Source organism: Achromobacter spanius, from assembly GCF_029637605.1.
Lineage (GTDB): Bacteria > Pseudomonadota > Gammaproteobacteria > Burkholderiales > Burkholderiaceae_B > Achromobacter > Achromobacter spanius_E.
The window spans coordinates 2,577,493-2,599,294 of sequence record NZ_CP121261.1 but is presented as its reverse complement, the minus strand read 5'-3'; the positions used below and the strand labels follow the sequence as shown (position 1 = coordinate 2,599,294).

Genomic DNA, 21,802 nt, shown 5'->3' with positions numbered 1-21,802 from the left:
GAAGAGTGTGCAGGGCCGCCAAAGCCGGCCGCGCGGGCGGCCTCTTTTGGCATCTGGTCGTACTTCGTAGGATGGGTGAAGCGCGGCACACCCGCCACGCGAAATCGGCTGCGTAACGCGCGCAACCCATCACCCCCCCCACCAACGGCTGCTTCAACGCTCCGCTCAAACGGCACATGCCCCGATATCGAGGGGAAACCCGATATAAAACTTTGCACAGCGCCCATGATCCACGGTTATGCGTGGCCCCTGTCGCCATCCCCGCCCACCCTCGAATCATCAATCCAATCAACCCCTTAGCCACAACGCCCACCCCCGCCGCCGCCCAACGCGCTGCGTTTCCCTGCGGTATCGGTTTTCTCCGGACGCATGCATGCTTCTCACCTTCAGCCGTGCCCGCCATCCGGCGCGTCGCGGCATGCAATCCTTGCGTCCCGACCCCACATGACCGACTTCGATCTGACTCTGCACAATGGCCGCATCATCACGGCGGATGCCGATTTCATGGGTGATATCGGTATCGTCGACGGCGTTATCACCGCGATTTCCGCGACGCTGCCGCCAGGCAAACGCGCCATCGACGCCGCTGGCCGACTGGTCATGCCCGGTGGCATCGACAGCCACTGCCACGTTGAACAACTGTCCAGCATGGGCGTGCTGTGCGCGGATGACTGGTACAGCGCATCCGTGTCGGCGGCCCATGGCGGCAATACCACCATCGTGCCGTTCGCGGCTCAACACCGTGGCCAGTCGCTGCGCCAGGTGGCGGATGACTATGCCGCATCGGCCGCCGCGAAGTCGGTCATCGATTTCAGTTATCACCTGATCATCTCCGACCCCACGCCGCAGACGCTCAACCACGATTTGCCCGAGCTGATTCGCGCCGGCATCACGTCGTTCAAGGTCTTCATGACCTACGACAAACTGAAGCTGGACGACAAGCAGTTGCTGGACGTGTTCGCGATTGCCGCGCGCGAGGGCGCGTTGCCGATGGTGCACGCCGAGAACAATGACGTGATCAGCTGGATTGCGCGTCATCTGCTGGCCGCGGGCCATACGGCGCCGAAGTATCACGCGGTCAGTCACGACCCGATTGCCGAGAACGAAGCCACGCAGCGGGCGATCAGCCTGGCGTCCGTGCTGGAAGTGCCGGTGCTGATCGTGCACGTGTCGACCCAGGGCGGGGCGCAGGCGATACACGCGGCGCAGACGCTGGGCGCGCCCGTGTACGGCGAGACCTGCCCGCACTACCTGCTGCTGACCGCCGAAGACATTGATATTCCCGGCGTCGAAGGCGCCAAGTTCTGCTGCAGCCCGCCGCCGCGCGATCCGGTGTCGCAGCAGGCGCTGTGGCAGAGCCTGGACAGCGGCACGTTGGCGTTGTTGTCGTCCGACCATGCGCCGTACCGCTATGACGAGTCGGGCAAGCTGCCTGCAGGCGATGCCACCACGTTCAAGCAGATTGCCAACGGCCTGCCGGGGTTGGAAGTGCGCATGCCGTTGCTGTTTTCGGAAGGGGTGCGTAGCGGCCGGCTGAGCTTGCAGCAGTTCGTGCAACTGACGTCCACGAACCACGCTCGCATGTACGGCCTGTATCCGAAGAAGGGCACGATTTCGGTCGGCTCGGATGCCGACATCGCCATCTGGGACGCCGAGCGTGTTGTCACGCTGACCGCCGACGGCCTGCACGACAGCGTGGGCTACACGCCGTATGAAGGCCGCACGGTGACCGGCTGGCCCACCACCGTGATCAGCCGGGGCGAGGTCATTGTGGAAGACGGCGCGCTGCATGCCGAACGTGGACGCGGGCGCTTCATTGCGCGCGGCCTGCCTGCCCCGCTGCAAAAAGCGCGTGAGATCTCGCCGCGCGCCGCCTTGCTGCGCAAGATTTTCCCCAACATGGTTGAGCCGTAGATTGAGCTGCGATCCGCGGCGCACTGCACTTGAACACCATTCGATAAGAACTCCTGGAGATTGACATCGTGAGTAACGCTTCCCCCGCCCGCAAAATGGGCCTGGCGGTCGCCCAGATGGGCGCCGTGAACCTTGCCGACACCCGCGCGGTGGTCGTGCGCCGCCTGGTCGAGATGATGCGCGAGGCCGCTGCCCGCAAGGCGGAATTCGTCGTGTTCCCGGAATTGGCGCTGACGACCTTCTTCCCGCGCTATTGGATGGAAGACGCGGAAGCCGTGGACCGTTTCTTTGAAAGATCCATGCCCAATGCCGATGTGCAGCCGCTATTCGACACGGCGCGCGAGCTGGGCATCGGCTTTTACCTGGGCTATGCGGAAGTGACGCCGGAAGGCCGCCAGTTCAATACCGCCATCCTGGTGGACCGTAGCGCCAAGATCATCGGCAAGTACCGCAAGATCCATCTGCCGGGGCATTCGGACCACAAGGTCGACGCGCCGTTCCAGCATCTGGAAAAGAAGTTCTTTGAAGTGGGCGACCTGGGCTTTGGCGTGTGGGAGACCAACGACGTCAAGATCGGCATGTGCCTGTGCAATGACCGCCGCTGGCCTGAGACGTACCGCGTGATGTCGCTGCAAAGCGCCGAGCTGATCGTGCTGGGCTACAACACGCCTTCGCTGAATATCCATTGGGACGAGCCGGCGCACTGGCGCACCACCACGCACGAGATCGTGTTGCAGGCCAGTGCCTATCAGAATGCGGTGTGGGTGGGCGCCGCCGCCAAGTGCGGCCATGAAGACGGCCACCACATGATCGGCAGTTCGATGATCGTGGCGCCGTCGGGCGAGATCGTGGCGCGTTCCAGCGGCGAGGAAGACGAAGTGATTACCGCGAAGATCGACCTGGGCATGGGCCAGACTTTCCGTGAACACGTCTTCAACTTCGCCAAGCATCGCAGCCCGCAACACTACAAGCTGATCACCGAACGTACCGGCGCAGGCGAACCGCTGCCCGTGCCGGACGTGGTTTAAGCCCGGTTGATGATTGCCTGCGTCATGGCAGGCAATTCCTTTTTGACGATCTGGGAAAACTGCGCCAGGAAGGCCTTGGCAATGGACGGCGGAGGTTCAATCCGGGAATGGGATACGTGCACCGAGAGCGAAATCGCTGGCTCGATACGACGCACCACGATGCCGTGCATCAGCGTATCCGTGAGGCCGTAAGAATCCACCAGGGCCACACCGACGCCCTGGCGCACGAACGAGCACGCCGTCTGGGACGAGCGCACTTCGATGGCGGGCGTGATCTGCTGGCCCAGGTAGTTGTGCAGGGTATCGCCCAGTGGCGTGTCGCGGCCGTAGCCCACCAGCATTTCGCCCGCCAGCATCTCCGGCTTGATGACGCTTTCGCGCGCCAGCCGATGGCCGGCGCGCAGCACGCAGACGATTTCGCCTTGCGCGAGTTCGCTGGTGATCAGGTTGGGGTGCTCGGGCTTGAAGGTGGAGATGGCAATGTCCGCATGCCCCAGCAGCAGTTGGGGCAGCAGCGCGTCCATGCCCAGCGGCCGATAGCGGATGCGCACGCCGGGGTTGCGGGCGCAGAACTTTGCGGTGGCAGCGGGAATCAGCCATTCGCCGAAGCTGGGGCTGGATACCACGCTGACCAGGCCGCCGCCATGGCCCGCCAGGCCTGCGGCCATGTCGTTCAAGCGGTTGACGCCCGCCTGAATGGATTCCACTTCCTGGAAAAGTTTGCGCGCTTCCTTGGTGGGATGCAGACGGCCTTTGAACCGTTCAAACAGCGCGTAGCCCAGGCGCAATTCTATCGACGCCAGCACGCGGCTGATGGCGGGCTGCGTCACATGCAGCAGGCGCCCCGCGGCGCTGAGCGAGCCTGTGATCATGATGGCGTGAAACACCTCGATCTGCCGCAGGTTTAGTGGGCCAGACCGGACATTCCGGGGTAATTCCGACATGCTGCTTTCTTTCCTCTTGACCTGAGCGGTGTGCGCAAGGCGCGTGCCCGCTTCTTTGCAGGGATTCTACTCAATCATGTCCAACGCTCGCATCACTCTCGTAAACCCGAACTCCTTGACTGGTGTGACGGAAGCTATCGAACGCGCGGTCGCACCGTTCAAAGGTTTGCCGTTGACGTTTCGCTGCCTGACTTCCACGGGAGGCCCGGCCGGCATCCAGACCCAGGCCGAAGCCGACGCCTGCATCGCGCCGATGGCGCGCTTGTTCTTGCAAGAGGCGGCTGCGACCGATGCGTTCATCGTGGCGTGCTTCAGCGACCCCGGCCTGCATGGGTTGCGGGATCTGGTGCGGGTGCCGGTGCTGGGTATTGGTGAATGTTCGGTGCTGACGGCCATGAGCATGGCGACCCGCATCGGGGTGATTGCGATCGCAAGGGCGTCGATTCCCAGGCATTTGCGGTATTTCAGGTCGATGGGGGTGGCGGATCGTATCTGCGCGGAGTTGTCGCTGGATATGAAAGTCAGCGAGTTGGCCGATGCGGAAAAGGCGCTGGCGCGCATGGTGGCGGTGGGCAAGACGCTGCGCGATGAGCAGGGCGCCGAGGTGCTGGTCATGGGCTGCGCCGGCATGGCAGACCTGCGTGGTCGGCTGGAAGACGCTTGCCAGTTGCCGGTGGTGGAGCCTACGCAGGCAGCGGTTGGGATGGCGGTGGGAAGGGTTTTTGGGTGATGGGGGGAGATGGGTTACGCGCGATCAGCAGGCGGTTCACGGATGTCGAATCGTGCGCGCTATACCCATCCTACGGGTGGTGGGTGATGGGTTTGCGCGTTGGGGGATTGGGTTCTTTTGATGGCGTTCGCGCGCTACACCCATCCTACGGCGGGCTGGGTGATGGGTTTGCGCGTTGGGGGATTGGGTTCTTTTGATGGCGTTCGCGCGCTATACCCATCCTACGGCGGGCTGGGTGATGGGTTTGCGCGTTGGGGGATTGGGTTCTTTTGATGGGGTTCTCGCGCTACACCCATCCTACGGCGGGCTGGGTGATGGGTTTGCGCGTTGGGGGATTGGGTTCTTTTGGTGGCGTTCTCGCGCTATACCCATCCTACGGCGGGCTGGGTGATGGGTTTGCGCGTTGGGGGATTGGGTTCTTTTGGTGGTGTTCTCGCGCTACACCCATCCTACGCTTTGTAGGATGGGTGTAGCGCGGCAAGGCGATGACAAGAATCACGCCGTCTATCGCGCGTAACCCATCACGCCGCCTGCTGCACAAAATGCCCCGGGGCGACTTGCACCAATTGCGCAACATGGGGGTTGTCGCCGACCTTGCGGATCGGGCTGGGAATTTCCCGCGCGGCGCGCATCGTGCGTTGGTGACGGCGCGCCGGGTCGGGAATCGGCACCGCCGACAACAGGCTCTGCGTGTACGGATGGCGCGGGCGGTGCAGCACTTCCTGCGTGGGTCCGATCTCGACAATCTGTCCCATGACCATCACGGCTACACGGTGGCTCACTTTCTCCACCACGGCCATATCGTGCGAGATGAACAGATACGACAAGCCCATCTCGGCCTGCAATTCCTTCATCAGATCCAGCACGCGCGCCTGCACCGACACATCCAGCGCGGACACCGGTTCATCGGCCACGATGATCTTCGGGTTCACCGACAGGGCGCGCGCAATGCACAGGCGCTGACGCTGTCCGCCCGAAAACTGGTGCGCGTACCGGTCCAGGAATTCGCGCGGCAGGTTGACCCGTTCCAGCAGTTGCGCGGCGCGTTCGCGACGTTGTTCGCGCGTGTGGCCGCCATGTACTTTCAAAGGCTCACTGACCAGATCCCAGGCATGCAGGCGCGGGTTCAGCGACGCATAGGGGTCCTGGAAGATCATCTGGATATGGCGCCGCATGTCGCGCATCTTGTCGGGCGACATGTGTGTGACGTCCTGGCCCGCCAGACGGATCACGCCTTCGGTCGGCTGCACCAGCTTCATCAACAAGCGCCCCGTGGTGGATTTGCCGGAACCGGACTCACCCACCAGCGCCAACGTTTCGCCCGCGCGCAGCGTGAACGACACGCCTTCCACCGCGTGCACGTTGGCCACCACCTTGCCAAACGCGCCGGACTTCACGGGAAAGCGCTTGGCCAGCCCCGAGACTTCCAGCACGGCCGGCCGGTCTTGCACCACGGCCTCGTCGGGCGAACCATCGCCCAGCTTCGGCACCGCCGCCAGCAGATCCCTCGTATATGGCTGCCGCGGCGCGTCGAACAACGCTTCCGTGGTGTTTTCCTCGACCTTGTCGCCGTGGCGCATCACCACCACGCGGTCGGCAATCTCGGCCACCACGCCCATATCGTGCGTGATGAACAGCACCGCCATGCCCACATCGCGTTGCAGGTCACGGATCAGGTCGATGATCTCGGCCTGCACGGTGACGTCCAGCGCGGTGGTGGGTTCATCCGCAATCAACAATTGCGGCCGGCAGGCCAGGGCCATCGCGATCATCACGCGCTGGCGCATGCCGCCGGACAGGTCGCCGGGGTATTGCGTCATGCGGCGTTGCGGCTCAGACATCTTCACCGCGACCAGCATCGCCTCTGCCTTGGTCCAGGCTTCCTCGCGTGAGATGTCCTGATGCAGCAGATAGACCTCGGCTAACTGGTCACCCACCGTCATCACCGGGTTCAGCGACGTCATGGGTTCCTGGAAGATCATCGATATCTCGTTGCCCCGGATACGCCGCAGCGCCGATTCCGGCAACGTGAACAGGTCCACTTCCTGGCCATCACGCGGCACGAAACGCGCCGCGCCCGAGGCAATGCGGCCGCCAGCGCGTTCGATCAGGCGCAAGAGGGACAGCGCCGTGACCGATTTGCCGGAGCCCGATTCACCCACCAGCGCCACCGTTTCACCGCGGCCGATAGTGAAGTCCAAGGACTTCACGGCCCGGTACGGCTTGCCGCGGGCGCCGAACTCCACGCTTAAGCCCTGTACGGCCAGTAGTGTTTCGCTCATCAACGCTCTCCGTTATGCGCGGCTGGGGAACACGCGCGGCGACATGGCGTCGATGTCGCGGCCCGCATAGTCGCGCTGCGACACCGTTGCAATCGTCTGCGCCTGGGCGCGTTCCACTTCCTGCATGCAGTGTTCGATATCGATGGTCAGCAGTTGGCCGTTCTTGACCACCTGTTCGCCATCCACATAGACATCGCGGATGGCGCGGTCACCCGCCGAATAGATCAGGCTGCGCAGCGGCTCGCGGCCGGGGCGCATGTAGGGATGCGACAGGTCGACCAGCGAAAAGTCGGCCTTGCCACCCACCGCGATGCGGCCGATGTCGTCACGGCCCAGCATCTTCGCGCCGTTCACGGTGGCGGCGTTGAATACCTCTTCGGTGGACGCCGCGCGGAAATGGCCGGCCTGCAGGCGGGCCACATAGCAGGCCAGGCGCATCTCATCCAGCATGTTGTGCGGGAAGGTGTCGGTGCCCAGGCCCACGTTGATGCCGGCACGCAGGTAGCGGCCCAGGAATGTCAACGCGATGCCACGGCGCACGAACACGGTGGGACAGTGCGCCACATGCGCGCCCGAGCGTTGCAGCAGGCCGAAGTCATCGGCGTGCGGCCAGTACAGCGTGCGATGGTCGTTCAGGAAAATGCCGTGGCCGATGATCAGGTCCGGGTCAAGCAGGCCCTGGTCGTCCAGCCATTCGATGGGCGTGCGGCCATGGCGGCGCGTCATCTCGGAAAATTCCACCACGCTTTGCGCGGCGTGGATCTGCATGGGGATGCCCAGGCGCCGCGCGGCGGCGTGCGCTTCTTTCAAGAGTTCGGGCGAGCACGTATCCACCTGCGACGGGCACAGCATGGCGGACAGGCGGCCGCTGGGGTGCTTGATGGCGCTGTCCACCACGTCCAGCGCGGCTTCAAAGGATTTGACGGCTGCGGCTTCGTCCCAGGTGTACTCCACCGAGTGGCCGTCGGTGGTGCGCCAGGCGGCCGAGCGGAACATCGGCCCCAGCACGCCCCGGATGCCGGTGCCCGCCACCACGTCGGCCCAGCCCGGACGCGGCAGCGACATATCGACAAAGGTGGTCACGCCCGACAGCAGCATCTCGGACACGGCGACCTGGTTGGAATATTGCGCGGTTTCAATGCCCATGCGGAACACGGGCATGTATTCGTACAGCGAGCTTTGGCCGAGCTTGTCGCTGCCCAACTCTTCCAGCAGCCCGCGGTTGCCGGGTTCGGATGAGGGATGGGTGTGGACATTGACCAGGCCCGGCATGGCCATCAGGCCGCTACCCGGCACGACGCTGTCCGCCGGGCCCGTATAGCCGGTGCCGGCGTGGATGACGGTGTTGCCGCGCATCACCAGATCGGCGTTTTCGATGTAGACGTGCGAACCCAGGTCCGCGTCCCAGGCCACGAGCGTGGACAGATTCTTGAAATGGGTAATACGGGCTTGATGGGCGTCGCTCACGGCAGGCTCTCTGTACGGCATGAATAAAAACGGGAAAGTCGGAAAGGGCGGCGCGCCGGGTGGCGCGCCGCCGGCAGGCTTACTTGAATGCGATGTCCAGGCCCTTGTACGCCGCGGCGCCAAAGATGCCGTGGGCACGCATGGGCTTCATGCGTACACCACCCACCAGGTACAGCGAGTCGTGGTAAAGCGGAATCCACGCAGCGGCGTCCGAGATCTTGGTCAAGGCCTTGGACAGGATGGCGTCGCCTTCCTTGGGGTCCAGCGCCGCGCTGCCTTCGGCCAGCCACTTGTCGGTGTCGGCGTCTTTCCAGTTCATGCGGTTGGGCGTGGGGATGCTGGTGGACAGGAAGTAGCTGTTCAGCGCTTCGCCCGTGCTCATGTAGCCAAAGCTCATGCTGAACTCATCGAATTCCTGCGTGGCCAGCTTGCCCCAGGCGGACGTTGAATCAAACAACTGCACGCGCAGGTCCACGCCGACTTTTTTCATGTCGCCTTGCACGGCTTCCATGATGTCTTTCCAGTACCCGTTGATGCCGTAGTGCAGCAGCGACAGCTTCTGGCCGTCTTTGTAGCGGTAGCCGTCGGACTGCTTCTTCCAGCCGGCTTCGTCCAGCAGCTTGTTGGCGGCGGCGGGGTCGTAGCGGAAGGCGTCGTTGCTGCCCGCGGGCGTGTTGGTGGCCAGCATGCTGGTGGCGGGCTGCGCTTCGCCGAAGGTGATGGCTTCGGTCAGCGCCTTGCGGTTGATCGCCAGATTGATGGCGCGCCGCACGTTCACGTCGGTCAGCATGGGCTTGTCGATCTTGAATCCCAGGAAGAACGTCCAGTAGAACGGATCGGCGCGGCTCACGAACAGGCGCTTGTCGGCCTTCAGGTCTTTGATGGCCCATTGCGGCAGATAGCGTGACAGGTCAGCCTGGCCGCTTTGCAGCGCGGTCAGGCGGGTGCTTTCCTCGGGCACGATCTTCCAGATGATCTTGTCGACCTTGGGAGTGGGGTCCTTGTAGATCGACGGCCCCCAGTTGTAGCCCGCGTGCTTGGTCAGCACCACTTCGTTGCGCGGCGACCAGCTTTGGAAGCAGTACGGGCCGGTGCCGTCAAAGGCCTTGACGCCGAAGTCCGGACCCAGTTCCTTGACCTGGTCGATATTGATGACCGAGTGCATGTAGTGCGCCATCTGCTGCAGCAGCTCGTTGTAGGGCTTCTTCAGCTTGTAGACCACGGTGACGTCGTCGGGCGCGGTGATGCTGTCCACCGGGCCGGCGCGCCAGCGCTCCAGGCCCTTGGTTTCAGGGTTCAGCCAACGTTCGTAGCTGGCCACCACGTCCTTGGCCGTCATCTTCCGGCCGCTGCAGAACGTCACGTTGTCACGCAGCGCGAAGGTGTAGGTCAGGCCGTCGGGCGACACCGTCCAGCTCTTGGCCAGCGCCGGCACCGGCGTCTTCATGTCGTAGTCCAGGCCCACCATGGTGTCGGCGGCCATGAACAGCACTTCCGCCGCGCCGCGCGCCGTGGTGCGGTGCGGGTCGTACTTGTCGGTGTCGAGTTCGCGCAGGATCAGCACCGTCTTGTCGGATTGCGCGACGGCGTGTGTGGGCGCGGCCAGCAGGCAGGTCAGCGCCAAGGGCGCGACGGCCAGGCTTTTGATGAGCGTCATGGTGGTTTTTCCCCGTTGTGATGTGATGTGTTGTGTGGTCAGGCGCGATTCAGAAACGCAGCTTGGGATCCAGCGCATCGCGCAGGCTGTCACCCAGCAGATTGAAGGCCAGCACGATGAAGAAGATCGTCATCGTGGGAATGGTGGATATGTGCGGGAAGATCTGCAGGAACTTGCGGCCGTCGGCGGCCATGCTGCCCAGTTCCGCGAAGGGCGGCTGCGGGCCCAGGCCCAGGAACGACAGCACCGAGCCCAGCAGGATCGTGTGGCCCAATTGCAGCGTCGCGTAGATCATCAGCATGGACGAGCAGTTCGGCAGCAGGTAGCGCGTGATCAGGTAGAAATTGCCAAAGCCCATGGCATGGCCGGCTTCCATGTATTCCTGCTTCATCACCACCATGGCCGAACCCCGTGCGATGCGCGCCATGCCGGGGATGGCGGACACGCCCAGCGCCAGCACCATCGCCAGGGTGCCCGGGCCCAGCAACGCCGACAGGCTCAGCCCGAACAGGATGGCGGGAAACGACAGCAGCACGTCCACCACGCGCATGATCACGCCTTCCATCGGCCGGTAGTAGGCCGCCAGAATGCCCAGCACGGCGCCGATGCCCGAGCCGCCGATCACCGCCAGCACGCTCAGCAACAAGGTGGCGCGGACGCCGTAGATGATGCGTGACAGGATGTCGCGGCCCTGCACGTCGGTGCCCAGCAGATACGTGATGCCGTCGGAAGACACCCAGCCCGGCGTCTTGCGCGCCATCGACATGTTGGTGGAATACGGGTCATGCGGCGCCAGCCACGGTGCAAACAGCGCGGTCAGCACAATCGCGATCACCGCCAGCAGCGACAACAGCAGAATGGGGTCGCGGCGCAGCCGGTCGGCAATGCGCGCAAGCGGCGTGGCCATGGCCTGGGGCGGCAATGCGCCCATCGAAGAAGTGGAACCTGCGCTCATGATTTTTGTCCTCGCGGATCCAGATAGCCGTACAGCAGGTCCACGATCAGGTTGATGATGATGAAGCCCAGCGCCGTCACCAGGATCGCGCCCTGGGCCAGGGGGAAGTCGCCGGCAAAGATGGCGCCGACCGCCATGCGGCCCACGCCGGGCCAGGAATAGATTTGCTCGGTCACCACCGCGCCGCCCAGCAGGTTGCCCACTTGCAGGCCCACCAGCGTCACGATAGGCAGCAGCGCGTTGCGCAGCGCATGGCGCAGCACCACGCGGCGTTCGCCCGCGCCCTTGGCGCGCGCGGTGCGCACATAGTCGCCGCTAAGCGTTTCAATCACGGCGGTGCGCGTGATGCGCGCCACCGGTCCGATCAGTACCGACCCCAACGTCAGCGCGGGCAGGGCGATGGATTCCAGCCCGGCCAGCGTCCACAGCGGACCATTGCGGCCGATATAAGGCAGGATGCCCGCGCCGCCCACGTGCTGCACCAGCAGCAGCCCCACCCAGAACACCGGCAGCGACACGCCGATGACGGACAAGGTCATGACGAAGCGGTCGATCAGCTTGCCGCGGCGGTAGGCGGCCAGGGTGCCCAGCAAGATCGCCAGCGGAATCGACCAGATCACGCTGGCCAGCATCAGTTCGACCGTGGCCCCGATGGTGCTGCCGATCTCGTCGATCACCGGCACGTTGGAAATCATGGACCGGCCCAGATCCAGGTGCGCCAGGCGCCACATATAACCCGTCAGCTGCACCAGCAGCGGCTTGTCCAGCCCCAGCTCCTGGCGCACCTGGGCCAGTTCATCGGCGGTAGCGGTGGGGCCGGCGATGACCGCGGCGGGATCCGCGGGCGCTACCTGCAGCAGCACGAAGCACACCACGATCACGCCCAGCAGGACGGGCAGCGAGATATACAGGCGGTTAAGCAGTTGCCGGATCATGCGCGGGCAGCTCCGCTCGCGGACTTCGGCCCGCTGGCACGGCAACCCGTCGGGACTGCGGCTGTGGCGGGGTGAACGGAACTTGGCATAACGACCTCTCTTGATGCGCCCTTGGGCTTGGGGTGGTCGAAGAATGCCAGTGCGCTCAGGCTGCGGGGACCCAGGGAAATCCACTACGTAGGCATTGCAATGAAACCTGCTTGCGCCGGTGCAAATGCTTGATATGACTAGGCTTTATTGAATTTCGTCGCGTGCCGTGCGCCGCACCCGATAACGGGGTGTTATGACGCCTGCGCAAAGATTGATAGCCCTTGATGGCCAGCCCGTCACCCCTGCGGGACGCCCCCAGGCCCACGCTGCTAGACTGCCTTCGGCTCTTTGATTGATTGACCCTCTTCAGGCACTGATCCCATGCGCTTTATCGACACCGAACAGACTCGCGGCGCTCTGTCATTCGACGCCGTCATTCCCGCCCTGCGCGAGGCCTTTCGCCAGGGCGCCACCGTGCCAGCGCGGCACGTCCACGCCATCCAGTCGGGCACGGCCCACGGCACCACGCTGATCATGCCGGCCTGGAGCGACCGAGGTTATTTCGGCGTGAAGATCATCAACATCTTTCCCGAGAACACGCACCAGGGCCTGCCCGGCCTGCACGCCACCTACAACCTGTACAGCGCCACGACCGGCGTGCCGATCGCGCAGGTGGATGGCGACATCGTCACCGTCTACCGCACGGCGGGCGCGGCCGCGCTGGGCGCGGACTATCTGGCGCGCAAGGATGCAAGCACGCTGCTGATCGTGGGCTCGGGCCGCATCGCGGGCCTGGTGGCGCCAGCCATGCGTACCGTGCGGTCGATCCAGCGTGTGATGGTGTGGAATGTGCGCGAGGCCGGCGCCCAGGCGCTGGCGGAAAAACTGCGTGAACAAGGCTTCGACGCCCAGGCCACGACCGACCTGGAATCCGCCGCGCGGGCGGCCGACATCATCAGTTGCGCCACCTTGTCCACCGTGCCGCTGATACAAGGCGCCTGGTTGCGCCCCGGCACGCACCTGGACCTGATTGGCAGCTTCACGCCCGAGATGCGTGAAACGGATCCGGCCTGCTTTGACGGCACGACGGTCTACGTGGATACGGACGAAGCCCCCACCAAATCCGGCGACCTGCTGTCGGCCTTCGACGCCGGCGTCCTGACCCGCGACGCGATCCAGGGCACCCTGCACCAACTCACCACCGGCACCCGCCCCGGCCGAAAGAATGACCAGGAAATCACGGTCTTCAAAGCCGTCGGCAGCGCCCTGGAAGACCTGACGCTGGCCACCCTAGTCTACGAATCCCTGAACTCGAACTGACGCTGGCATCGTAGGATGGGTGAAGCGCGGGGAAAACGACAAAAGAACCCCGCCCCCCAACGCGCGCAACCCATCACCACACCGCACGCAAACACCCATCCCCTTAACCCACGCACACACCCCTCACCCTCAAGGCACCAACGACAACCCCACCCGGAACTGCGATTCATTGCGCTGGTTATACCCAAGCAACGTCTCCCCGTACCCGTTGAAATACTGCAAGTGCAGATACCCGTTCATGTTCAACCAAGTGCGTTGCAGCGGCCACGCAAAGTCCAACTGCGTCGTCCGGCGTTTCTGATCGCCTTGGCGGTACATCGCCGACACCACCGCGCCGTTGTCCTGCGCCCAACGCAATTGCCAATCAACGTGCCCGGCATAATCGGCGTAGTCCCGGTTCTCATCCGCCACGCCAAAGTAAGCCTTGACCCTGGGCGCAAAGGTCAGCGTGCTGCCGCCGTCAAACCGGTAGTGAAAGCGCGGTTCGATATAGCCGTCGTTGACCGAACGTGAATCTTCGCCATCCTTGCCGTTGGAACTGTGCTCCACGCCGGTATTCATGCCAAAGCGCCAGTTCTGGTTGGCGGATTGCCAGATGCTGTCCGACAGCCAGAAGGCGCTGGGGTTGAAGGTGGTGTCGATGAAGGGCATGGAATCGCCCTGCAAATCCCACAGCGAGGTCTGCGTGTAGGCCAGGTAGAAGTTCTCGCCCCAGGTCGCCGGACGGTCGCCTGACGGGCTGAAGAGCCGGTACTTGGCGCTGATCTGAAAGCGCGCGGTGGTGCGGTCGCGGGTGCCGATGTCGAAGTACACAGGCTTGTATTCCGAGATCGAGCTGCGGAACTGGTCGAACGCGGTTTGCGGCTGAACGGTCGGCGCAACGGTCGCGTCGGGCGCGGGGCCGGCATCGGGCGAGGCACCCGCCGCGGTCACGGCGGCCACCGGCACGGGCTGGCCGCTGCGCGCATCCACCACCGGGCCTTGGGCCGGCGTGCTGGCCAGCGTGCCGCGTTCGCGGCCCGTGGCGTCCAGCGCCATCAAGGACGGTTCGCCTTCAATGGACACGGCTTGCAGGCCGTGCGCGGTGCTGGGCACGACGGCGGTCCATGCCATGCGGGCAAAGTTGTTCACGGGCACGCTGTAGCTGGCGCGGTCGCCGGACAGCTTGGCCAGGCTGCGCACGATCTGGCCGTCCGGGCTGCGCCATTGCAGCACCAGCTCAGGCGGCGCTTCCCAGGTGGCGCGTGCGCTGCCGTCGTTGAAGTACACGGCTTCGATGGTGACGGTCTCGCCAGGGGCGGCGGACGGGCGGTCCAGGCGGTACGACACGCCGGCTGCGGCCGAGCCGGCGGCGCTCAGGGCGACAGCGGCGGTCAGGGTGCGCAGGGCGAAGTGAGGGTGTGCAAGACGGCGTAGGGACATGGGAACAGTGTGCTTTTCTTGTGACGAAGAAATGTAGCATCGCCTGCCGCAACTGTTTGTAAGTCAGGCTTATCGGATGTAGGCCATGTAATAAACAGGTGTTACGCAGGATGTCGACATGGGGTGGCGGACGTGGCCCATGTGGCCCGTGTGCCCGTGTGGCCCAAGCCCCACGCAACAAGGCCCCGTGCGGATCCAACCGCGCGGGGCCTTGCGTTTCAAGCCTTGAGTTTCAAGGCTTTCCAGTCGACTTACTCGCCGAACTTGATGCCCTGCGCCAGCGGCAGGTTGCGCGAATAATTGATGGTGTTGGTTGCGCGGCGCATGTAATTGCGCCAGGCATCCGAGCCGGATTCGCGGCCGCCGCCCGTCTCCTTTTCGCCACCAAACGCGCCGCCGATTTCCGCGCCGGACGTGCCGATGTTGACGTTGGCAATGCCGCAGTCGGAGCCGGACGCCGACAGGAAGGTTTCGGCTTCGCGCAGGTCATTGGTGAAGATGGCCGACGACAGGCCTTGCGGCACGCCGTTCTGCAAGGCCAGCGCGTCGCTGAACTCCTGGTAGCGCATCACGTACAGGATGGGGGCGAAGGTTTCGTGGCAGACCACGTCGGTCTGGCCGGGCATCTCGGCGATGGCCGGGCGCACGTACCAGGCGTTGGGGAAGTCATCCGCCAGCACGCGTTCGCCGCCCGTGACCTTGCCGCCTTGCTCGCGCGCGGCCTTGAGCGCGTCTTGCATGGCGTCAAACGATCCACGGTCGATCAGCGGGCCGACCAGGTTGCCGCTGTCCAGCGGGTTGCCGATGGGGGCGCTGGCGTAGGCCTTGTGCAGGCGTTGCACCAGGGCGTCGGCCACGCTTTCATGCACGATCAGGCGGCGGGTGGTGGTGCAGCGCTGGCCGGCCGTGCCGATGGCGCCAAACACGATGCCGCGCGCGGCCATGTCCAGGTCGGCGGTGGGGCCGACGATGATGGCGTTGTTGCCGCCCAGTTCCAGCAGCACGCGGCCAAAGCGTTGCGCCACGCGCGGGCCCACCTGGCGGCCCATGCGGGTGGAGCCGGTGGCCGACACCAGCGCCACCGTATGCGAATCCACCAACGCTTCGCCCACTTCGCGGCCGCCGATCAGCACTTCGGACAGGCCGGCGGGCGCGTCACCGAAACGCTGCATGGCTTGCGCGAAGAGCGCTTGGCAGGCCAGGGCGGTCAACGGCGTTTTCTCAGACGGCTTCCACACCACGGCGTTGCCGCAGACGATGGCCAGCGCCGCGTTCCACGACCACACGGCCACCGGGAAATTGAACGCGCTGATCACGCCGATGACGCCCAGCGGATGCCAGGTTTCCATCATGCGGTGGCCGGGGCGTTCGGACGCGATGGTCAGGCCGTACAACTGGCGCGACAGGCCGACGGCGAAGTCGCAGATGTCGATCATTTCCTGCACTTCGCCTTCGCCTTCAGCCACGATCTTGCCGGCTTCCAGGCTCACCAGGCGGCCCAGCGCGGTCTTGTTCTCGCGCAGGGTTTCGCCCAACAGGCGTATCAGTTCGCCCCGGCGCGGGGCCGGCACGTCGCGCCATGCCAGGCTGGCCTGGCGGGCGCGCGTGATGGCCGAATGGGCCTGGGCCACCGTGTGCTCATGCACCTGCGCCAGTTCAGCGCCGTCGATCGGGCTGCGCGCGGTCAGCGTGCCGCCGGTAAGCGCGTCGGGGTTCAGGCCGAGCGCGCGCAGGATGTCTTGGGGGGTGTCCATGCCGGTTCCTTGGATTGCCAGCGAAGTCATGGCTTCGCTTAAGGGTTATGCCTAAGTGGCGATTCGGGAAAAAAATTTACTATACGAAACTCCAGCGTGAATTGCGAAACTTTTTTGCTAAACCCGCTTAAGCGCGGTTTTCGAGGTGCATCAGTGGCAGACGCTTTACTGGATGTCCAGGCAGTCACCAAAACATTCCATCGCGACGGGCAGCCCCCGCATCTGGCGTTGGATGGCATCGACTGCCAGTTGAACAAGGGTGAAGTCATGGTGGTGGTCGGGCCCTCGGGGTCCGGCAAGAGCACCTTGCTGCGCACACTGAACGGCCTGGAAAGCATTGATAGCGGCACCATCCGCGTGGACGGCGTGTCCTTGACGGACCCCGCCACCGACGTCAACCGCTGGCGCACCAATGTCGGCATGGTGTTCCAGCACTTCAACCTGTTCCAACACCGTACTGCGCTGGACAACGTGGCGCTACCCCAGCGCGTGGTGCGCGGACGCAGCCGCGCCGACGCCGAACGCTACGCCCGCGACCTGCTGGGCCGCGTGGGCATGGCCGACTTTGGCGAGCGCTATCCCAGTCAGTTGTCCGGCGGCCAGCAGCAGCGCGTGGCCATCGCCCGCGCGCTGGCCATGGACCCGAAGCTGATGCTGTTCGACGAAGCCACGTCCGCGCTCGACCCCGAAACCGTGGGCGGCATCCTGGAACTGATGCGGCAACTGGCACGCGACGGCATGACGATGGCGGTGGTGACCCACGAAATGGGATTCGCGCGCGACGTCGGCGACCGCGCGCTGTTCATGGACGCCGGGCGCATCGTGGAAATCGGTACGCCCGACGAGGTGTTTGTTCATCCCAAGGAGCCGCGCACGCGCGCTTTCCTGGACAAGATTCTGTAGTCCACGCATTCCAAGCTGTTCAAGCAATCCAAGCACAGGCCGGTCCGGCAAATCCGGGCGCTGCCGGCCATGCGGCAGCACCCATGCCAAGCCCGGAACGACGTCATCCACCACAAGGGAATATCGAAATGCTGAAAATCAAACAATGGCTGGGCCTGGCCAGCATCGCCATCGCCAGCGCCACCGTGGCGCTGCCCGCGCAAGCCGACGAACTAAGCGACATCATCAAGCGCGGCGAGCTGCGCGTGGCGGTGCAGACCTCGGGCCCCTTGATGAGCTTCATGGACAAATCCGGCAAGCGCACCGGCTTGGCTGTGGAAGTGGCCAAGCGCATGGCCGACGACCTGGGCGTGAAGCTGGTCCTGCAAGACTATGAATGGAAGGGCCTGCTGCCGGCGCTGTTGTCCGGCAAGGCCGACATGGTGGCCGCCGACATGACGCCCACCCCGCAACGCGCGGCGCAGGTGCTGTTCTCGGCGCCGATGTTCTATGCCGAAACCGTTGCCGTGGTGCAAAAGGACTCGCCCTATAAGTCGTACCAGGAACTGAACAAGGACGGTCTGAACGTCGGTGTGCTGGGCGCCAGCACCTACGCCGAAGCGGGCAAGAAGATGCTGCCCAAGGCCACCATGAAAGAGTTCTCGGGCGGCAGCGCGCCGGTCGGCCAGGCCCTGTCCAGCGGTCGTCTGGACGCCGGCATCATGTCCATGTCCACCGCCAACCAGTTCCTGGTGGACTTCGGCAACCTGCGCGTGCTGGACGGCGTGATGGTGCGTGAACCGCTGGCCTTTGCCGTCGGCCCCAATGCCTTCCGCCTCAAGTTCTGGCTGGATAACTGGCAAACGCTGAAGACCGCCGACAACACGCTGCCCGAGCAGGTGAAGTACTGGTACTCCACCGACTGGAAGAAAGACCACCAATAAATCGCGCCACATAACCAGGAGACCGGAGCGCCCATGGATTGGCTGATCGACTACTACAACTGGCGCATCGTCAGCCAGTACACGGGCGAGTTCGCCACGGGCCTGGCCAACACGCTGATCGCGGCGGGCGCCAGCCTGGTGCTGTCCGTGTTGGCCGGCGTGCCGCTGGCCTTGCTGCACATGTCGCGCCGAGGCGCCATCTGGCGCCCGGTGGCGGCCTACGTGCAGTTCATCCGGTCCACCCCCTTGCTGGTGCAGATCTACCTGGTTTATTACGCCGTGCCCATGGTGATACCGGGCGCCGGGCGCTGGAGCGAAATGGTGCTGGGCATCATGGCCATGACGCTGCACCACGCCGCCTACATGAGCGAAATCATCCGCGTGGGCATTGAATCCGTGCCGCGCGGCCAGATCGAAGGCGCCAAGGCTTGCGGCATGAACTATCAACAGCGGCTGCGCTACGTGGTGCTGCCGCAGGCTTTCGTCAACACGCTGCCGCCGTTGTTGGGGCAGACCGCCGTGCTGATCAAAGACACGTCCCTGCTGTCGCTGATCACCGTATTCGAACTGGTGGCAGCCGGCGTGCAGATGAACAGCGACCGCATCGTGCCCAGCGAAAGCTTCCTGACGATTGCCGCGGGCTACCTGCTGATCTACGGCGTCATGCTGTTGTTGTCGCGAGGCGTCAGCCTCTGGTTGGCCGGCCCGGCCTGGAACGCGAGGTAAGCATGCTGGATTCCTATCTTTCCACCGCCGGCGTCGTGCTGCCCTTCCTGCTGAAGGGCTTCTGGGAGACGCTGAAGATATCGTTCGTGGCCATCATCGCCGGATCGCTGCTGGGCTTTGTGATAGGGGTGATACGCAGCTATCACATCCGTGGTATTCATCAATTGCTGGGCCTGTACATCCACGTGCTGCGCGGCACGCCGTTTCTGGTGCAGCTTTATATCTTTTACTTTGTGCTGCCCAGCACCGGCATCGCGCTGCTGCATTGGGATTCCGCCACCGCCGCCTTCGTGTCGCTGTCGGTGTACACGTCTTGCTATGTCGCTGAAATCGTCATGGGCGCCATCCAGTCCGTGCCGCGCGGCCAGACCGAAGGCGCCATGACACTCGGCCTGCGGCCCTTGCAGATCCTGCGGCTGGTCGTCCTGCCGCAAGCCATGCGCCTGATCGTGCAACCCATGAGCGGCGTCTACGTCATGCTGATCAAAAGCACCGCCATCCTGTCGGTGGTCGGCATTACCGAACTGACGCGCCAGGGCGAGGTATTCATCATTACCTTTCCTGCGAAATCGCTGTTCATCTACGGCATGATTGCCGCCATCTACTTCATCTACTGCTACCCGTTGCTGCGCCTGGCCAATTGGCTGGAAAAGCGCCTCACGGGCGGCCTGCAAGGCGCAAGCCTGCACTGACACGGACCCCCACCGGCATGGCCTCCGAGTACATCGACACCTATTACAAGCGCACGCTGTCCGACGCGGACACGCGGTATGCGCCGTTGGCCGGCGTGGCCAGCACCGACGTCTGCGTGGTGGGCGGCGGCTTGGCCGGCTTGTCGACCGCGCTGGAACTCGCCCGGCGCGGGCGCAGCGTTACGTTGCTGGAAGGGCGGCGCATCGCCTGGGGCGCGTCGGGGCGCAACGGCGGCTCGGTATCGCCCGCGTTTTCGGCCGGCGCCGACGCCATCAAGCGGCACGTGGACGAAGACCACTACCGCCAGCTTTACCGGCTGTCGATGGAAGGCGTGGAGATCATCCGCGACAACATCCGCACGCTGGCCATCGCCGACGCGCACAAGGTCGATGGCCGACTGCGCGTGGTGCGCTACGAAGCCACCGACGCGCTTAACCAGTGGTGCGACGCCCAGCGCCGCGACTTCGGGCGCGACGTGCGCTTCCTGACGCGCAGCCAGGTACGCGAACGACTGGTGTCCGACGTCTATCACCAAGGCGTCGAAGACCCGGCCTCGTTTCACTTTCACCCCTTGAACTACGCGCGCGCGCTGGCCCGCGAATGCGTGCGCTTGGGCGTGCGCATCCATGAAGATTCCCCCGTGACCGGCGTCACGCTGGTCGGTGCCGTCAAGCACCTAAAGACGGCGCAAGGCCAGATCGACGCGCGCACCGTGGTGCTGGCCACCGGCGGCTACACCGGCGACGTGGTACCCGCGCTGCGCCGGGCCATGTTGCCCATCGCCACCTACATCATGCTGACCGAACCGCTGGGCGATCGCGTGCTTGAAGCCATCCGCAGCACCGCCGCCATCGGCGACGACCGCCGCGCCGGCAACTATTACCGCGTGCTGGATGGCGGCCGCATTGGCTGGGGCAGTAGAATCACCACCCGTGTCGACGACCCACCCGATCTGGCCGAGTCCCTGCGCCGCGAATTGCTGTCTGTTTACCCGCAATTGCAGGGGCTGCGCGTGGAAACCGCCTGGTCGGGCCGCATGGCCTACGCCCGGCATCTGATGCCGCAGATTGGCCAACTGGCGCCAGACGTCTGGTATTGCACGGCGTTCGGCGGGCACGGCATGAACACCACATCAATCGGCGGGCGAGTCGTGGCCGAAGGGATCACCGGCGACACGCAGCGCTACAAGTTATTCGAACCCTTTGGGCTGGCGTGGAACGGCGGCGGGCTGGGCACGGCGGCGGTTCAACTGACTTATTGGTCTTACCAGGCGCGCGACTGGTGGCGGGAGCGCTCATCGCGGGCATGACAAGGTACACAGGATGCACGGCAACAAACAAAGCGCATTGGCGCAACGGCTGCGGGCCCTGCGCCAGGCGCGCAATTGGACCCTGAAGCAGGCGGCGGCAGCCACCGGCGTCGCCGCGTCCACGCTGTCGAAAATCGAAAACAGTCTGCTGTCGCCCACCTACGACAACCTGATCAAGATCGCCGCCGGCCTGGACCTGGACGTTGCCGAACTTTTCTCCGCGTCCGACGCCCACATGGGCACCGGCCGCCGCAGCCTCAGCCGCGAAGGCGAAGGCCGCCAGTACGAAACCCCGTACTACGACCACCGCCTGCTGTGCACCGCGCTGTCGCACAAGCGCATGATGCCGTTTCACACCCGCGTCAAGGCGCGCTCGTTCGACGAATTCCAGGACTGGAGCCGCCACCGCGGCGAAGAATTCGTCTACGTGCTGGAAGGGGAAGTCATGCTGTACACCGAGTTCTACGAACCGGCGAGATTGAAGGCGGGCGAAAGCTTCTATATAGACAGCCGCATGGGCCACCGGGTGATCAGCCTGAGCGAGGCGGATGCGATGGTGCTGTGGGTGTCCACGCACGCGGATATCGAGGACGAGTAGGGGGCGTGGGGGGGGTAGAGGCCAGTGCGGTGGGCCGCGTCACAAGTTTTTCGGCAACAAGGTAAAATGCGGCGCCCGGACATCTTCCGGGTCATCAAAAGACTGCGCGGCAGTAGCTCAGCTGGATAGAGCACGGGCCTTCTAAGCCCGGGGTCGGGGGTTCGAGCCCCTCCTGCCGCGCCAGCAATAATTAATAAATCAATGGTTTAGCC

General features: G+C 64.4%; 18 protein-coding genes and 1 tRNA gene. 11 read left to right on the top strand and 8 right to left on the bottom strand.

Translation table 11 applies throughout. The features are described 5' to 3' along the window. The first annotated feature begins 444 nt into the window (after positions 1-444). Positions 445-1,914: a dihydropyrimidinase gene (gene hydA / locus P8T11_RS11495; RefSeq protein WP_268081826.1), complete on the top strand. Its 1,470-nt coding sequence runs from the start codon at positions 445-447 to the stop codon at positions 1,912-1,914. A gap of 95 nt (positions 1,915-2,009) precedes the next feature. Next, complete coding sequence (locus P8T11_RS11490) at positions 2,010-2,942, top strand: N-carbamoyl-D-amino-acid hydrolase (protein WP_268082382.1); 933 nt, start codon at positions 2,010-2,012, stop codon at positions 2,940-2,942. Here the strand turns inward: P8T11_RS11490 and P8T11_RS11485 are convergent. Then, entirely contained in the window at positions 2,939-3,886 is a 948-nt protein-coding gene (locus P8T11_RS11485) for a LysR family transcriptional regulator (protein WP_268081827.1), read from the bottom strand. The two genes, P8T11_RS11490 and P8T11_RS11485, sit on opposite strands and share 4 nt — an antisense overlap. A 76-nt stretch (positions 3,887-3,962) precedes the next feature. Here P8T11_RS11485 and P8T11_RS11480 point away from each other — a divergent pair, with 76 nt between their 5' ends. After that, positions 3,963-4,616, top strand: coding sequence for an aspartate/glutamate racemase family protein (locus P8T11_RS11480; RefSeq protein ID WP_268081828.1), 654 nt, complete (start codon positions 3,963-3,965; stop codon positions 4,614-4,616). A gap of 521 nt (positions 4,617-5,137) precedes the next feature. On the opposite strand, the gene P8T11_RS11475 is transcribed toward P8T11_RS11480, so the two are convergent. From P8T11_RS11475 to P8T11_RS11455, 5 genes are all read right to left on the bottom strand, one after another. Further along, positions 5,138-6,898 (bottom strand): ABC transporter ATP-binding protein, encoded by a 1,761-nt coding sequence (locus P8T11_RS11475; protein WP_268081829.1) that lies wholly within the window; start codon positions 6,896-6,898, stop codon positions 5,138-5,140. Positions 6,899-6,910: 12 nt separating this feature from the next. Further along, a complete protein-coding gene (locus P8T11_RS11470; protein WP_268081830.1) occupies positions 6,911-8,365 on the bottom strand; it encodes an amidohydrolase family protein in 1,455 nt (484 codons plus the stop codon). A gap of 79 nt (positions 8,366-8,444) precedes the next feature. Beyond that, positions 8,445-10,022, bottom strand: a complete 1,578-nt coding sequence (locus tag P8T11_RS11465; protein ID WP_268081831.1) for an ABC transporter substrate-binding protein — start codon at positions 10,020-10,022, stop codon at positions 8,445-8,447. Between the two features lie 49 nt (positions 10,023-10,071). After that, positions 10,072-10,977 (bottom strand): ABC transporter permease, encoded by a 906-nt coding sequence (locus P8T11_RS11460; protein WP_268081832.1) that lies wholly within the window; start codon positions 10,975-10,977, stop codon positions 10,072-10,074. Beyond that, positions 10,974-11,912, bottom strand: a complete 939-nt coding sequence (locus P8T11_RS11455) for an ABC transporter permease (RefSeq protein WP_268081833.1) — start codon at positions 11,910-11,912, stop codon at positions 10,974-10,976. The genes P8T11_RS11460 and P8T11_RS11455 overlap by 4 nt, the downstream gene beginning before the upstream one ends. A gap of 411 nt (positions 11,913-12,323) precedes the next feature. Between P8T11_RS11455 and P8T11_RS11450 the strand changes: the two genes are divergently transcribed. Continuing rightward, positions 12,324-13,262 (top strand): ornithine cyclodeaminase family protein, encoded by a 939-nt coding sequence (locus tag P8T11_RS11450; protein WP_268081835.1) that lies wholly within the window; start codon positions 12,324-12,326, stop codon positions 13,260-13,262. A 129-nt stretch (positions 13,263-13,391) separates the two neighbouring features. On the opposite strand, the gene P8T11_RS11445 is transcribed toward P8T11_RS11450, so the two are convergent. Both P8T11_RS11445 and amaB read right to left on the bottom strand, forming a co-directional pair. After that, the gene (locus P8T11_RS11445; protein WP_268081836.1) at positions 13,392-14,684 is read right to left on the bottom strand and encodes a phospholipase A; all 1,293 of its coding nucleotides are present in this window, start codon (positions 14,682-14,684) and stop codon (positions 13,392-13,394) included. Positions 14,685-14,935: 251 nt separating this feature from the next. Beyond that, entirely contained in the window at positions 14,936-16,438 is a 1,503-nt protein-coding gene (amaB, locus tag P8T11_RS11440; RefSeq protein WP_268081837.1) for an L-piperidine-6-carboxylate dehydrogenase, read from the bottom strand. A 153-nt stretch (positions 16,439-16,591) separates the two neighbouring features. Between amaB and P8T11_RS11435 the strand changes: the two genes are divergently transcribed. The 7 genes from P8T11_RS11435 (at position 16,592) to P8T11_RS11405 (ending at position 21,773) form a co-directional block, all read left to right on the top strand. Then, the gene (locus P8T11_RS11435; protein WP_277550394.1) at positions 16,592-17,341 is read left to right on the top strand and encodes an amino acid ABC transporter ATP-binding protein; all 750 of its coding nucleotides are present in this window, start codon (positions 16,592-16,594) and stop codon (positions 17,339-17,341) included. Positions 17,342-17,469: 128 nt separating this feature from the next. Then, positions 17,470-18,264, top strand: coding sequence for an ABC transporter substrate-binding protein (locus P8T11_RS11430; protein ID WP_268081838.1), 795 nt, complete (start codon positions 17,470-17,472; stop codon positions 18,262-18,264). 33 nt (positions 18,265-18,297) lie between these two features. Next, the gene (locus tag P8T11_RS11425) at positions 18,298-18,990 is read left to right on the top strand and encodes an amino acid ABC transporter permease (protein WP_268081840.1); all 693 of its coding nucleotides are present in this window, start codon (positions 18,298-18,300) and stop codon (positions 18,988-18,990) included. Between the two features lie 2 nt (positions 18,991-18,992). Beyond that, positions 18,993-19,682, top strand: a complete 690-nt coding sequence (locus P8T11_RS11420; protein ID WP_268081841.1) for an amino acid ABC transporter permease — start codon at positions 18,993-18,995, stop codon at positions 19,680-19,682. Between the two features lie 17 nt (positions 19,683-19,699). After that, positions 19,700-20,992: an NAD(P)/FAD-dependent oxidoreductase gene (locus tag P8T11_RS11415; RefSeq protein ID WP_268081842.1), complete on the top strand. Its 1,293-nt coding sequence runs from the start codon at positions 19,700-19,702 to the stop codon at positions 20,990-20,992. 13 nt (positions 20,993-21,005) lie between these two features. Further along, the gene (locus tag P8T11_RS11410) at positions 21,006-21,590 is read left to right on the top strand and encodes a helix-turn-helix domain-containing protein (protein WP_259245787.1); all 585 of its coding nucleotides are present in this window, start codon (positions 21,006-21,008) and stop codon (positions 21,588-21,590) included. A gap of 106 nt (positions 21,591-21,696) precedes the next feature. Then, positions 21,697-21,773, top strand: a tRNA-Arg gene (locus tag P8T11_RS11405). The last annotated feature ends 29 nt before the right edge of the window (positions 21,774-21,802 follow it).

What these genes read in the sequence shown, in the direction of transcription:
- hydA (WP_268081826.1), top strand. Translation starts at nt 445, where the DNA reads ATGACCGACTTCGATCTGACTCTGCACAATGGCCGCATCATCACGGCG.
- P8T11_RS11490 (WP_268082382.1), top strand. Translation starts at nt 2,010, where the DNA reads ATGGGCCTGGCGGTCGCCCAGATGGGCGCCGTGAACCTTGCCGACACC.
- P8T11_RS11485 (WP_268081827.1), bottom strand. Translation starts at nt 3,886, where the DNA reads ATGTCGGAATTACCCCGGAATGTCCGGTCTGGCCCACTAAACCTGCGG.
- P8T11_RS11480 (WP_268081828.1), top strand. Translation starts at nt 3,963, where the DNA reads ATGTCCAACGCTCGCATCACTCTCGTAAACCCGAACTCCTTGACTGGT.
- P8T11_RS11475 (WP_268081829.1), bottom strand. Translation starts at nt 6,898, where the DNA reads ATGAGCGAAACACTACTGGCCGTACAGGGCTTAAGCGTGGAGTTCGGC.
- P8T11_RS11465 (WP_268081831.1), bottom strand. Translation starts at nt 10,022, where the DNA reads ATGACGCTCATCAAAAGCCTGGCCGTCGCGCCCTTGGCGCTGACCTGC.
- P8T11_RS11460 (WP_268081832.1), bottom strand. Translation starts at nt 10,977, where the DNA reads ATGAGCGCAGGTTCCACTTCTTCGATGGGCGCATTGCCGCCCCAGGCC.
- P8T11_RS11455 (WP_268081833.1), bottom strand. Translation starts at nt 11,912, where the DNA reads ATGATCCGGCAACTGCTTAACCGCCTGTATATCTCGCTGCCCGTCCTG.
- P8T11_RS11450 (WP_268081835.1), top strand. Translation starts at nt 12,324, where the DNA reads ATGCGCTTTATCGACACCGAACAGACTCGCGGCGCTCTGTCATTCGAC.
- P8T11_RS11445 (WP_268081836.1), bottom strand. Translation starts at nt 14,684, where the DNA reads ATGTCCCTACGCCGTCTTGCACACCCTCACTTCGCCCTGCGCACCCTG.
- amaB (WP_268081837.1), bottom strand. Translation starts at nt 16,438, where the DNA reads ATGGACACCCCCCAAGACATCCTGCGCGCGCTCGGCCTGAACCCCGAC.
- P8T11_RS11430 (WP_268081838.1), top strand. Translation starts at nt 17,470, where the DNA reads ATGCTGAAAATCAAACAATGGCTGGGCCTGGCCAGCATCGCCATCGCC.
- P8T11_RS11425 (WP_268081840.1), top strand. Translation starts at nt 18,298, where the DNA reads ATGGATTGGCTGATCGACTACTACAACTGGCGCATCGTCAGCCAGTAC.
- P8T11_RS11420 (WP_268081841.1), top strand. Translation starts at nt 18,993, where the DNA reads ATGCTGGATTCCTATCTTTCCACCGCCGGCGTCGTGCTGCCCTTCCTG.
- P8T11_RS11415 (WP_268081842.1), top strand. Translation starts at nt 19,700, where the DNA reads ATGGCCTCCGAGTACATCGACACCTATTACAAGCGCACGCTGTCCGAC.
- P8T11_RS11410 (WP_259245787.1), top strand. Translation starts at nt 21,006, where the DNA reads ATGCACGGCAACAAACAAAGCGCATTGGCGCAACGGCTGCGGGCCCTG.